The organism is Novosphingobium sp. FSW06-99 (assembly GCF_001519065.1).
Lineage (GTDB): Bacteria > Pseudomonadota > Alphaproteobacteria > Sphingomonadales > Sphingomonadaceae > Novosphingobium.
Genome location: NZ_KQ954252.1, coordinates 172,473 through 185,840, shown reverse-complemented (window position 1 = coordinate 185,840; position 13,368 = coordinate 172,473). Strand labels below are relative to the sequence as shown.

The following is a 13,368-nucleotide window of genomic DNA, read 5'->3' as shown; positions in this document are numbered from 1 at the left end:
GGCAATCCGTGATTAACCAACCAGAAACAAACGGTTCATCTGACGGAGGTTGACGTGCCTATCCTGCCGGGACCCCGCGCATGACCCCCGAACTTGTCCGTGCGACGATCATGGCCGGTGGCAGCCACCACCAGGCCGGCCGCCTGACCGAAGCAAGACTGCACTACGAGCGCGTTCTGCAGGCCGACCCGCGTCAGCCTGACGCGCTCAACCTGCTTGGCATGATCGATTACGCGCAAGGCAACACGCCGCTCGCGCTCAGCCGCATCGAGCAGGCAATCGCGATCAATCCGCGCGTGCCAGGGTTTCACACCAATCTGGGCATCGTCCTGCACGCCACGGGTGACAACCATGCCGCCGCGCAGGCCCTGCGCCACGCGCTGCAAGTCAAACCGGACCACCTTGCCGCGCTGTATAACCTCGGCGTCGTGCTACAGGCGCTGGAAGAGGTCGAAGCGGCGGCCAAGACGTATCTCGCCGCGCTCCGGCTCAATCCGAACTTGCGCGATGTGTGGAACAATCTGGGCAATTGCCAGGCCGCCATCGGCCAGCCGGACGCCGCCTTGCAGAGCTTTCACCGCGCCAGCCAGATCGACCCGCAGTTTGCGGCCGCGCGCATCAACGCCGCCGGCCTGCTGCTGACGATGGGCAAGCTCGACGAGGCAGAGCGCACCTGCCGCGCGGTCATCCAGCACCATCCCGGCCAGGCCGAGGCGCACTACAACCTCGGCCTTGCGCTGATGAAGCGCAATGCCGTTGCCCAGGCCGCCGACGCGTTTCACGCCGTGCTCAAGATCAGGCCCGATCATGACGAGGCGACGCTGCATCTGGGCCATGCGTTGTTCGAGCTTGGCGCACGCGGCGAAGCAATCGCCCACTATCGCGCGATCATAGCGCGCTCGCCCCACCATGCCGCAGCTCGCCTGGCGCACGCGGTGGCGGCCATTCCGATGATGACCTCACAGGTGGCACAAAGCGCGCAAGTGCTGCCCGATTTTGCGCAAGCAACCACAGAGCTGGAGGAATGGACAGCCGCGCATCCTGGCGCCCTGGCCAAAGCAATCGGCAGTGTTCAGCCGTTCCTGCTCGCCTATCGCCGGGACAATGTCACCGCGTCGCTCGCGCGTTTCGGGCGACTGGTCTGCCGCGACGCCGGGCACGCCCGCCCCCCCTTCCCGGCCCCTGCCGTGACAGGCCGCGCGCGGTTGCGCCTTGGCATCGTCAGCGGGCAGGTGCGGGCGCATCCGGTCTGGAAGGTCATCCTGCGCGGCATTCTCGAAGGGCTCGATCGCAACCGGTTTGACATCCGGCTCTATGACACGGGCGACTTTCGCGATGCAGACACCGAATGGGCCGCGCGCGCGGTCGATCATTACCGGTGCCAGCCTCGTTCGATCGACCAGTGGGCCGACCATATCGGCCAAGAGGCCCCCGACATTCTGCTCTACCCCGAAGTCGGCATGGACCCGGTGGTCGGCGCGCTCGCACCGCTGCGGCTGGCCAGGCTGCAAATGGCAAGCTGGGGCCATCCCGTCACCACCGGGTTGCCGAGCATCGACGCCTATCTGTCGGGCGACCTGATCGAGCCGGACAATGCCGACGCACACTATACCGAGAGGCTGATCCGGCTGCCGGGAACGGGCGTGCTCACCCGTTTCGAGACGCCGACGTCGCGCCATTGGAACGGTCCGCAGCGTCAGCCCGGCCACGTGCGCTTTGCGCTATGCCAGCAACCGATGAAATTCGATCCCCGCGACGACGCGCTGTTTGCGCGCATTGCCCAAGACGCCGGCCCGTCCGAATTCTGGGTTGTGCAATCGCGCAAACATCCCTGGGCAAGCCAACTGCTGATGCAGCGCCTGACCGCGGCATTCGCCGCCGCCGGGCTCGACCCCGCCCGCCATCTGCATGCCACCCCCTGGATGGACGAGGCGGAATTCCTCGGCTTTCTCGACGCCATGGACGTGATGCTCGATTGCCCGGCGTTCTCCGGCTATACGACGGCCTGGCAGGCGATCCATCGCGGCACACCGATCGTGACCCTTGCCGGGCCCGCGATGCGTCAGCGGCTCGCCGCGGGATTGTTGCAGCAAATCGGCCACACCGACGGCATCGCCCGCGATCCGGACCACTATGTCGCGCAGGCCATCGAACACAGCCATCAAAGCCGCAGCGATCGCTCCCGCCGCCGCCACGCCCTGGCAGAGGCTGCCCCACGCGCAGACGGCAACAGCGCCGCAATAGACGCCATGCAACGGCTTTTCCTCAACGCATGACCACATGAAGCCGATTGTGCCGCCTGCCGCGCAGGGACGGGATGGATCCGGCGACGGTCCGCGCCGTCTTGCGGATGGGCTGGTGTGGTGGACAGGGGTGGATTCGAACCACCGTACGCTCTCGCGGGCAGATTTACAGTCTGCTGCCATTAACCACTCGGCCACCTGTCCACACCAGATCTGCCGGTGTCGGGCCCTGTCAGGGGCCTGCAAATACCGTTTCGCCAGAAGCGAAAGCGGCGTTACCGGCCGAGGGAGGCGCCCCAATGGCGAAGCAGGGCTTGCCTGTCAATGGGGGGGCTGGCACAGGGCGCAGGAAATTTTCACGCAAACTGCCTCCTTACGAAAGCATCCCGCCATGGCCTCGCCCCGTCGCCCGTCAGACGATCGTTCCCGCACTGCCCGCGAAGGGGTCAACGACAGTGGTCGGCCCAAGACTTCGTTGCGCGGGCGCGAAGGGCGGATGCATGGCGGACGCGGCTCGGGCGGCCGCGGCGCGGCAGGCGCAGTGCGGCTGTGGGGCCGCCATGCGGTCGAGGCAGCGCTGACCAATCCCGAACGGGTCGCAAAAAAGCTGTGGGGCACGCGTGAGGCGATCCAGGCCATGCTCGACGACCATGATGCCGAATTGCCGACCTCGCTACCGATCGAATATGCCCAGGCCGCCGACCTTGGCCGACTGGTCGCGCGCGATTCGCCGCATCAGGGCCTGGTGCTTGATTGTGCGCCGCTGCCCGACCTCGTGCTCGGCGAACTGCTCGACGAGGCCGAAGGGCGCACGATCGTGCTGCTCGACCAGGTGACCGATCCGCACAACGTCGGCGCGATCCTGCGCAGTTGCGCAGCGTTCGATGTGGCCGGGCTGATCACCCAGGATCGCCATGCGCCGCCCGAATCCGGCACATTGGCCAAATCGGCCTCGGGCGCGCTGGAACTGGTGCCATGGGTGCGGGTGGTCAATCTGGCGCGCGCGCTCGAAACGATTTCCGAGGCGGGCTACTGGCGCATCGCGCTCGATGGCGAAGGCAAGGCGACGTTCCCCTCGGCGCTGCCTGGTGGCCCGGTCGCGCTGGTGCTGGGCGCCGAAGGCGACGGCATTCGCCGCAATGTGCTCGACCATTGCGATGCGGTGGCGCGCCTGCCGATTTCGCGCGCGATCGAAAGCCTGAACGTTTCAACCGCAGCGGCGATTGCGCTCTATGCCGCGTCGATCCGCGAAAAGACCGACTGAGCAATACCACAAAAAAACCGCGCCCTGGCTATGCCGGGCGCGGTTTTTTGGGTTGCCGACCGGTCGACCGGTCGACCCGGTGCCTGTCTCAGTTGACAGCGTCCTTCAGGCCCTTGCCAGCCTTGAACTTCGGCTGCGCCGAAGCCTTGATCGACATCGGTTCGCCCGTGCGCGGGTTACGGCCGGTCGAAGCCTTGCGCTTGGCAACCGAGAAAGTGCCGAAACCGACCAGACGCACTTCGTCGCCCTTGGCCAGCGCGCCGGTGACGGAATCAAACACGGCTTCCACCGCCTTGGTCGCATCACCCTTGGTCAGACCGCTGGCATCGGCAACAGCGCTGATCAGATCGTTCTTGTTCATATGGGAACCCCCTACTTTGTTGTTCTGCAGGTCAAGATGAATTCGGAATCAATATGACGAGGTGGCGGACATGAACGGAGAAGGCCGCCACTGTCAAAGACAAATGCGCGGGAATCGGCTGATTTTTCCACTAAATCCGGGAGATTTCCGATCCGCAAAGGCTTGCCGGGGTGCCCTTGCCCGGCGCTTTCGCGCGCGCACACAATTTTTGCACCAGCGTTACAGCAAGTGCAACAGGCACAGCAGGCAAACGAATGCCCCCGTGCGGGGCACGGGGGCATTCATCATCGCAACGCCCGATCAGTGCGCGGTTGGCGGCACGATCGCGGCGGCAACCGGACTGCCCGGCTGGCTGGCCAGATCGTCGGCCTCGGTCCATTCGATCGGTTCGGGGCGCGATACCAGCGCGATCCCCAGCACGTCATCGACATGGCTGACCGGCACGATTTCCAGGCCTTCGAGGATGTTGGCGGGGATTTCCGCCAGATCCTTGCGGTTTTCCTCGGGGATCAGCACGGTCTTGATGCCGCCGCGCAAGGCCGCGAGCAGCTTTTCCTTCAACCCGCCGATCGCCAGAACCCGGCCACGCAGCGTAACCTCGCCAGTCATCGCCACATCGGCACGCACCGCAATCCCGGTCAGCGTGGATACCATGGCGGTGACCATGCCGACCCCGGCGCTTGGCCCGTCCTTGGGCACCGCGCCTTCGGGCAAGTGCACGTGCAGGTCCTTGCGCTGAAAGATCGAGGGCCGGATGCCATACGTCGGCCCGCGCGACTTGACGAAGCTGAACGCCATCTGGACGGATTCGCTCATCACTTCGCCCAGCTTGCCGGTGGTGCGCACCGCGCCCTTGCCCGGCACCGTAACGCTTTCGATCGTCAGCAGTTCGCCGCCGACTTCGGTCCACGCCAGGCCCGTCACTGCGCCGACCTGGTTTTCATCATCCGACACGCCATGGCGGAACTTGCGCACGCCTGCAAAGTCGGCAAGGTTTTCCGGCGTCACGGTGACCGCCGTATCCTTGCCTTCGAGAATGCGCCGCAACGCCTTGCGGGCCAGCCGCGCAATCTCGCGTTCGAGCGTGCGCACCCCGGCTTCACGGGTGTAATAGCGGATCAGATCGCGCAAGGCATCGTGTTCGAGCGTGAATTCGCCCGCCTTCAGCCCATGCGCCTCGACTTGCTTGGCCACCAGATGGCGCTCGGCAATCTCGACCTTTTCGTCCTCGGTATAGCCTTCAAGCCGGATGATCTCCATGCGATCGAGCAGTGCCTGGGGCAGATTGAGGCTGTTGGCGGTGCACACGAACATCACGTCGGACAAGTCGACATCGACCTCCAGATAGTGATCCTGGAACTTTGCGTTCTGTTCGGGATCGAGCACTTCGAGCAGCGCAGAGGCCGGATCGCCCCGGAAATCCTGCCCCAGCTTGTCGATTTCATCGAGCAGGAACAGCGGGTTCATCGTTTCCGCCTTGCGCAGGTTGGTCACGATCTTGCCCGGCAGCGAGCCGATATAGGTGCGTCGGTGGCCGCGGATCTCGGCCTCGTCACGCACGCCGCCCAGCGACTGGCGGATGAACTGGCGACCGGTCGCCCGGGCAATCGATTTGCCCAGGCTGGTCTTGCCCACGCCCGGCGGGCCGACAAGGCACAGGATCGGCCCCTTCAGCTTGTTGGTGCGGGCCTGGACGGCCAGATACTCGATGATCCGGTCCTTGACCTTGTCGAGCGCATAGTGATCGGCATCGAGCACGTCCTGCGCGGTGGCGATGTCGCGCTTGAGCTTGCTGCGCTTGCCCCACGGCAGGCCCAGCAACACGTCGAGATAGTTGCGGATCACCGTCGCTTCGGCCGACATCGGCTGCATGGTCTTGAGCTTTTTCAGCTCGGCCACCGCCTTGGCGCGTGCGTCCTTCGACAGCTTGAGCTTTTCGATGCGCTCGGCCAGTTCGTCGATCTCGTTGCTGCCGCCTTCATCGCTGCCGCCGAGTTCGGACTGGATCGCCTTCAACTGTTCGTTGAGGTAATATTCGCGCTGGGTCTTTTCCATCTGGCGCTTGACCCGGCCCCGGATCTTGCGTTCGACCTGCAGCACACCAAGCTCGCCCTCCATGAACGAGAGCACCATTTCCAGCCGACGCAAGGCATCGACTTCGGACAGCACGGCCTGCTTGTCGGCGACTTTTGCGGCCAGATTGGCGGCCACCGCGTCGGCCAGCTTGCCCGCGTCGTCGATTTCGCCGAGTTGCGAGCCCGCATCCTGCGGCAATTTCTTCGACAGCTTGGCATATTCGCCGAACTGTTCGACCACCTGGCGCATCATTGCCGACACTTCGGCGCTGGCCACCGCAATCGGTTCGATCGGTTCGACCCCGGCCACCAGCATCGCGCCGTGCGGGCTGGATTCGGACGCCAGATCGGCCAGCCGGGCGCGCTGGTTGCCTTCGACCAGCACGCGCACGGTGCCATCGGGCAATTTCAGCAATTGCAGCACTTTGGCAATGACGCCGGTATCATAGAGATCGTCGTGATCGGGATCATCGATGCCGGGATCAAGCTGGGCAAGCAGGAAAATATCCTTGGCCCCGCCCATTGCCGCTTCGAGCGCGGCAACCGACTTTTCCCGACCGACAAACAGCGGCACGACCATGCCGGGGAACACCACGATATCGCGCAGCGGCAAAAGAGGATAATGTTGCATTGAAATCCGGTTCCTTTCCCCCGCCTTGACCCCGTCAGCCCCGCGCGTGAACGCGCTCGACCGGCAGGCCCGTTACGGGGCTTGCCGCAGATATGGGATCACCGTGGCGTGGCCGCAATGCCCTTTCCCCAAAGACGGTAGACAACCGCGCGGTTTCAGGGGCGGCACGCGGGAAGACGGCACCGGCCCGCTCCCCCGCGCGATCAGCTTCCGCCGGGATGATACCCGGGTGGCAGGGGTTGGACCACCGCATGCGGTTCGACAATCGGCACCGCTATGAACACGGGCGGCAGGGGTGCGGCAGGCGCCGGGGCAGCCGTCGGCGCGGGCACCAGCGCGGCGGCGGGCGGGGTAGTGCCAGACGGCGTGGCGGCAGGCGCGGCGCCACCTTCGGGAAACAGCGGGCGTACAAATGGTGGCTGGCCGATCTCGCCCTTGGCCAGCGGGCCGCGACCGTGCAGCGCCTCGATCTCTTCGAAGCGCGCCTTCATATAGGCCTGGCGATACGAGGCATAGACATTGCTGGTCTTGCGCACGCGCTCCACCCCGGCATCGATATCGACACGGTAGTCGAGTTCGGTGATCACCCCGGCGGCCAGCACATAGTAATAGTTGTTCAGCGGCTTGACGACGGCCGGCAAAGCCGCCTGATCGAGCAGCGAGCCGATCAGGTCGCGCACATTGGTCGGCCCGACCAGCGGCAGGAACAGATAGGGCCCGGGCCCGATGCCCCAATAGCCGAACGTGTTGCCGAACCCGTTGGGGCGATAATAGATGTTGAACGGCTTCTTCTTGGCGACATCGATCAGCCCGCCGACGCCGACAGTCGAGTTGATGCCGAACCGCGCCACGGTCTTGAGCGCCTTGCCGGGGTGCAATTGCAGGACATAGTTCACCGCGTTGACCGGCTCGGTCAGATTGAAGAAGAAATTGTGCAGCCCCTGACGGATCGGGCCGGGAATGCGGTCGCGATAGACATGGATGACCGGGCCGATCAACGCCTTGTCGACGCCTTCAATAGCCTGAAAGCTGACCTTGTTGATCCCTTCGACCGGGTCGAGCCGCTTCATCCGCTGTTGGCCCGACACGACGATTTCGCTGGTGGCGGGCTTGGCCGGAGGCGTCTGGTCGGGCTTGGCTACGGCAGGCGCAGTGTCGGGCGTGCTGGCGACGGTGGTCGCTGCGCTGTCGGGCGTGGTGCTGGCCGGTGTGGTACTGGGCGGTGTGGTACTGGGCGGTGTGGCGGGCGCCGGCGGTGGCGCAGGGTTGACCGGCGCGGCGGCCTCGGGCTGCGGCGCAGCCGCTACCGCCTGATCCGGCAACCCGGTTTGAGTCAACGATGCCGCAAGCACGGCGGAAAGCACGATCAAATTCAATCCTTTCGCCATACGGCGCAAACGGGGCGAACCGCCCCGCAAGCTATGGCGTTTAACACGAGAACGTCAACAAAACCCGATGCCGACCAACGACATGCCGCGCGCACGGCGCCGTTTATCGCAGGCACGGCATGGCGCTGGCCAGATGTACCTGCGGGCGGCAGTGGGTTCAGAACGGCAGTTTGAAACCCGGCGGGATGCCTGCGGCCATCTGCACTTTCTGCATTTCCTCGGCAGCGGCAGCGTCGGCACGGCCCCGCGCATCGTTGAACGCAGCGGCGACCAGATCCTCCAGAATGCCCTTTTCAGACACCGCCAGCAGGCTGTCGTCGATTGCCACGCCGATCACCCGGCCTTTGGCGGTGGCGCGAATACGCACCAGTCCGCCACCGGCCTGACCTTCGACTTCGATCGCATCGAGGCGGTCTTGGGCGTCGGCCATCTGCTTCTGGATCGTTTCGGCGGCCCGCTGGGCGGCCTGGATCATCTCTTCCATCGACTTCATGCGCGTCGGCTCCAGGGTTTGGCACCGACCTCACCAGAGGCCGGCTCGTCGACGATTCGCGCCTGCGGAAAGGCCGCCATCACGGCTTTGACCAGCGGATCGTCATGCATTGCAGCCTCGTCGGCGGCGGCGCGCGCAGCGCGTACCTCTTCGAGACTCGGGGCCCCCTTACCCTCCCCGCGTTCGACTTGCCAGCGCTCGCCGGTCGCCGCCTCGAGCGCGCGGCGCATATCGGCCCCCGGATCGCCAGGAATGCCCGGCGCCAGTTCATAACTGAGCAGGCCCGCCTCAAGCCGGATCACCCGCACCGCCAGCCGCATGGTCGATGCCACCAGCGGCGAAGTCGCCTCGACCTGATCGACCAGTCCGGCCCAATCGACCGGTGCGCGGCTGGCCACCGGGGCCGCCCCGCCCGGCCCCGCCTGCGCAACCGGCGCGGCCACTGCCGCATCGCGCAACAGTCCTTCGATCCGGCGCACCAGTCCGCCCGGATCGGGCATGTCGGTCGCATGCATCACGCGCAGCAACGCCATCTGCGCCGCCGCCAGCGGATCGGGCGCCACGCGCACTTCATCGTGGCCTTTCAGCAGCAATTGCCACAGCCGGTGCAATTGCCCCGCGCCCAGCGCCTTGGCCCAGGCATCGATCGCCGCGCGCTCTTCGGCGCCAGGTGCATCGGCGCTGCCGGTGACTTGCGCCAGCGTGACTTTGTGCACCAGATCGAGCTGCGCACGCATCAGCGCCAGCGGTTCGATGCCCAGCGCATATTGCCCGGCAACTTCCTCGATAACGCCTGGCGCTTCGCCGGCCAGCAGCGCACCGAACAGCCGTCGCTGCATCGCGCGATCGGCCAGACCCAGCATTTCACGCACTTGCGCGGCGGTGACATGCGTCTGCCCGGCCCCGCCGGTGGCCAGATCGGCATGGCTGATCGCCTGATCGAGGATGGACAATCCGTCGCGCACCGACCCTTCGGCTGCTGCCGCGATCAGCGCCAGCGCTTCGGCATCGGCGCTGACCGCTTCCTTGTCGCAGATCATCGCGAAATGCCGCGCCAGCACCGGCGCCTCGATCCGTTTGAGGTCAAACCGCTGGCACCGCGACAGGACGGTTACCGGCAACTTGTCGACTTCGGTCGTGGCGAACAGAAATTTCACATGCGCGGGCGGTTCTTCCAGTGTCTTGAGCAGCGCGTTGAACGCGTTGCGGCTGAGCATGTGAACTTCATCGATGATATAGATCTTGTAGCGTGCCGACACCGCCGCATAGCGCACCGCCTCGATGATTTCGCGCACATCGTCGACGCCGGTATGGCTGGCGGCGTCCATTTCGATCACGTCGATATGGCGCCCTTCGGCAATCGCGCGGCACGGTTCGCACTGGCCGCACGGGTCGATCGTCGGCCCACCCTGCCCGTCGGGGCCGATGCAATTGAGCGCCTTGGCAATCAGCCGCGCGGTCGATGTCTTGCCCACCCCGCGAATGCCGGTCATCAAAAAGGCATGCGCCAGCCGCCCGCGCCGGATCGCGTTGGCGAGTGTCTGGACCATGGCCTCCTGCCCGATCAGCTCGGCAAATGTCTGCGACCGGTATTTGCGCGCCAGCACGCGATAGGGTTGCGGGGGCGGGGCGACAGCGGCGGCAGGCGCCGCATCGCCGAACATCGAACTCTGCCCCGCCGCCTCAAGCGCGGCGGCGGAAAGCGGTTCATCGGCGGACGCGTCGCCAAATATGTCGGTTGAATCGGCCATCACGCGTGTTCGTACCGGCTCTGCCCGGGAAAGTCGAATGCCCGCGGGGCACCGTCCACATGTGATGGGAAAAGGAGCCGGGCGACCCGCCGCAAATCGTTGTGGCTGCTTCCTTCCGGACCTGACCAGGTTGGCGAACGCAAACGTCCACCCGACTCCCGGTGGGGCCTATGACCGCGCCGCAACAAAAATGCAAGCAAGCTTAGCGCCCGTTTCGAAAGTCGCCGTTCGGCGATTTTGTGCCATGCACCAGCCTGCAACCCCCGGCGCAGGGTGGCGGGCGGCACTTTCGAACCAAACTCTTAGCGGAAGTTATCCGCGTAGCTTTGCAGTTTCAGACGGCGTGCCGGGGTCGGGGTGACATGCGCCGCAATGCCATGGCGATCGGCATAGGCGCGGGCCTCTGCCTCGCTGGCGAATTTCAGGATGACCTGTTGCCGCATGTCGCCCGAACCGGCCCATCCGGTCAGCGGGTCGGGACGCTTGGCCTCGGCCGGGGCGAATTCGAGCAGCCAGTCATGATTCCGGGCCTTGCCGGACTGCATGGCGTTCTTCGGGCGCTGATAGATGCGTGCGGTCATGGCCACGCGCTTGCAACCGAATCGTTCGACAAATCAAGTCCGTTTTTGTGCCTGAAAGGCGTTCTTGGTCTTCAGGCTCGGCACCTCGGCCCACGGCGCGTCGGGCCAGCGGTGTCTGGGATAGCGGCCCTTCATCTCCTTGACCACGTCGCGCCACGATCCACGCCAGAATCCGGGCAGATCGGCGGTTGTCTGGATCGGGCGCCCGCCCGGCGAGGTGAGCGACAGCAGCAGCGGTTGTGGCGGCTGGCCCACGGTGGGATGACGATCGAGCCCGAACAGTGCCTGGACCCGCAATTCGACGCTTGGCCCGCCGGGATGATCGTAATCGATGGCATGGCCCGCACCGGTGGGATCGCGAAATTCGGCCGGGGCCAGCCGGTCAAGGTCCTGCCGCTGCGCCCAGTCGAGCCGCGCCAGCAACGCTTCGTGCAGGCGCCCGGGCGCCACCGCGAAATCGCGCCGCCCGGTCAGCAACGGCGCCAGCCATGTCTCGGCCTCGGCCAGCAGCGCCGCCGGGGACAGCGTAGCCAGCCCGGCATGGCGCGCGCGTTCGATCAGCGCGCGGCTGGCCTGGCCCAGTGGCAACAGGGCGAGGCCCCCATCCCGCAGCACCGCGATCAGCCGCGCCACCAGCGCTGCGCCATCCGGCGCCGGATCGGGCACCCGCGCCAGCACGATCGCGCCCAGCCGCCGTTCACTGCGCGCCTCCACCCGCGCCTCTTCGGCGTTCCAGTCGAGCGTCGTGCGTGCGATCAGGCGATGCGCCAGATGGCGGTCGATATCGGCTTCATCGAGTGCCAGTGCGGCGGTGATTCGCGCACCTTTGGCCTCGCCTTGCGCATCGCCGATCACCAGCCACCGCGCAGTAATGAAGGGCGATGCCGGATCGAGGCGATAGCCGCGCCCGCCCGAAGCCAGCCATTCCTCGCCGCTGGCACCGCGCGCGCGCGCAATCCGGTCGGGAAACGCCTCGGCCAGCAGCACCGCCAGCGGCAGATCGTCGTCCGGCCCGGCGCGCACCAGCCGCGACGCCGCACGGGCCCAACGCGCGGCCAGATCGCGCGCCGCCCCGGCACGCCCCGACCGATCGGCGTTCCACACTTCGAGCCGCCGCGCCAGATCGTCGCTGCGCCCACCAAGCCCGCGTTCCTGCAACAACAGCGCCAGCCGCGCCGCGGTGGTGGCCGCCCGGTCCCCGCGCGCGGCGGCATAAAGCAGCATGTGGGCCAGCGCCGGTTCCATCGGCAGGCGCGCCATCGCCGCGCCGTGGGGCGTGATCCGCCCTTCGCCATCGAGCGCGCCGAGCGCCACCAGCGTGCCGCGCGCCGCCGCCAGCGCGGGTTCGGGCGGGGGATCGAGCCAGGCCAGTGCGCGCGCATCGCCGGCCCCCCATTGCGCCAGCGTCAGCGCCAGCGGGGCCAGATCGGCGGCAAGGATCTCGGGCGTGGCAAAGGCCGGACGTCCGGCATGCGCCGCTTCTTCCCACAGGCGATAGGCCACGCCCGGCACCTGCCGCGCGGCGCGCCCGGCACGCTGCGCGGCGGCCGCCTGGCTGGCGCGCGTGGTCACCAGCCGGGTAACCCCGGCAGCCTTGTCGAATTCGGCCTGTCGCGACAGCCCGGCATCGACCACCACGCTCACCCCATCGAGCGTGAGCGAGGTTTCGGCGATGCTGGTGGCCAGCACCACGCGACGACGCCCGGCGGGATCGCGGCGGATCGCGGCGCGCTGCGCGGCGGGATCGACTTGCCCGTGCAGCGCCAGCACCAGTGCCTGCGGCAGGCGGCTGGCCAGCAAATCGGCAGTGCGATCGATCTGGCGCACGCCCGGCAAAAACGCCAGCACGTCGCCGGAGGTTTCGCCCCAGGCACGCGCAATGGCAGCGGCCACTTGCACCTCGACCGGCAGATCGGCGCGCCAGCCGAGCCAGCGGATGGACAGCGGATAGGCGCGGCCCGCGCTTTCCAGCACCGGCACAGCCGCACCGCCCCGTTCGAGCAGCCCGGCGAAGCGCGCACCGTCGAGCGTGGCCGACATCACCAGCAGCCGAAGATCGGGGCGCAGCACGCCCTGCGCCTCGACAGCCAAAGCCAGCGCGAGATCGGCATCGAGATGGCGTTCGTGCGCTTCGTCGAACAGCACCGCGCTGACTCCGGCCAATTCGGGATCGGCCATGATCGCGGCCACAAAAATCGCCTCGGTCATCACCACGATGCGCGTGTGCGGGCCGCGCTTGCTGTCGAGCCGGGTGGCATAGCCGACAGTCTGGCCCGCGACCTCGCCCATCAGGTCGGCCATGCGTTCGGCGGCCGCGCGCGCGGCCACCCGGCGCGGGCTGAGCACGATCACCGTGCCCGTGCACCAGTCCTGCCCGATCAGCGCAGGCGCCACGGCCGTGGTCTTGCCGGCCCCTGGCGGCGCAATCAGCACCGCCGACGGATGGACCGCCAGCGCGGCAAGCACGTCATCGAGTACGGCATGGATCGGCAAATCGGCCACGATCGCCCCGTAGACCAAAGGTGTGGCCGGTGGGAGCCGTTTTTGCACAACCCTCATCGCCCCAAAATCGATTCATTTC

General features: G+C 66.6%; 9 protein-coding genes, 1 tRNA gene and 1 other RNA gene. 2 read left to right on the top strand and 9 right to left on the bottom strand.

The annotated features are described in order from the left end of the window. Positions 1-80 precede the first annotated feature (80 nt). The gene (locus tag AQZ49_RS03465) at positions 81-2,276 is read left to right on the top strand and encodes a tetratricopeptide repeat protein (protein ID WP_067612985.1); all 2,196 of its coding nucleotides are present in this window, start codon (positions 81-83) and stop codon (positions 2,274-2,276) included. A gap of 85 nt (positions 2,277-2,361) precedes the next feature. On the opposite strand, the gene AQZ49_RS03460 is transcribed toward AQZ49_RS03465, so the two are convergent. Then, positions 2,362-2,447, bottom strand: a tRNA-Tyr gene (locus AQZ49_RS03460). Positions 2,448-2,634: 187 nt separating this feature from the next. Here AQZ49_RS03460 and rlmB point away from each other — a divergent pair. Continuing rightward, positions 2,635-3,507: a 23S rRNA (guanosine(2251)-2'-O)-methyltransferase RlmB gene (gene rlmB / locus AQZ49_RS03455; RefSeq protein WP_067612983.1), complete on the top strand. Its 873-nt coding sequence runs from the start codon at positions 2,635-2,637 to the stop codon at positions 3,505-3,507. 88 nt (positions 3,508-3,595) lie between these two features. On the opposite strand, the gene AQZ49_RS03450 is transcribed toward rlmB, so the two are convergent. From AQZ49_RS03450 to hrpB, 8 genes are all read right to left on the bottom strand, one after another. Continuing rightward, a complete protein-coding gene (locus AQZ49_RS03450) occupies positions 3,596-3,868 on the bottom strand; it encodes an HU family DNA-binding protein (RefSeq protein ID WP_067612981.1) in 273 nt (90 codons plus the stop codon). Positions 3,869-4,168: 300 nt separating this feature from the next. Then, on the bottom strand, positions 4,169-6,574 hold the full coding sequence (gene lon / locus AQZ49_RS03445) for an endopeptidase La (protein WP_067612979.1): 2,406 nt from the start codon (positions 6,572-6,574) through the stop codon (positions 4,169-4,171). A 203-nt stretch (positions 6,575-6,777) separates the two neighbouring features. Beyond that, positions 6,778-7,938 carry an MlaA family lipoprotein gene (locus tag AQZ49_RS03440; RefSeq protein ID WP_231738846.1) on the bottom strand — a complete coding sequence of 387 codons (1,161 nt, stop codon included), beginning with the start codon at positions 7,936-7,938 and terminating at the stop codon, positions 6,778-6,780. 181 nt (positions 7,939-8,119) lie between these two features. Next, positions 8,120-8,455 carry a YbaB/EbfC family nucleoid-associated protein gene (locus AQZ49_RS03435; protein WP_067612977.1) on the bottom strand — a complete coding sequence of 112 codons (336 nt, stop codon included), beginning with the start codon at positions 8,453-8,455 and terminating at the stop codon, positions 8,120-8,122. After that, the gene (locus tag AQZ49_RS03430) at positions 8,452-10,206 is read right to left on the bottom strand and encodes a DNA polymerase III subunit gamma/tau (protein ID WP_197410903.1); all 1,755 of its coding nucleotides are present in this window, start codon (positions 10,204-10,206) and stop codon (positions 8,452-8,454) included. The genes AQZ49_RS03435 and AQZ49_RS03430 overlap by 4 nt, the downstream gene beginning before the upstream one ends. Positions 10,207-10,273: 67 nt before the next feature. Next, positions 10,274-10,368: signal recognition particle sRNA small type (gene ffs, locus AQZ49_RS03425), an RNA gene on the bottom strand. Between the two features lie 140 nt (positions 10,369-10,508). Continuing rightward, complete coding sequence (locus AQZ49_RS03420) at positions 10,509-10,787, bottom strand: ETC complex I subunit (RefSeq protein ID WP_067612972.1); 279 nt, start codon at positions 10,785-10,787, stop codon at positions 10,509-10,511. A gap of 33 nt (positions 10,788-10,820) precedes the next feature. Then, positions 10,821-13,289 (bottom strand): ATP-dependent helicase HrpB, encoded by a 2,469-nt coding sequence (hrpB, locus tag AQZ49_RS03415; protein WP_067613463.1) that lies wholly within the window; start codon positions 13,287-13,289, stop codon positions 10,821-10,823. Between the last annotated feature and the right edge of the window lie 79 nt (positions 13,290-13,368).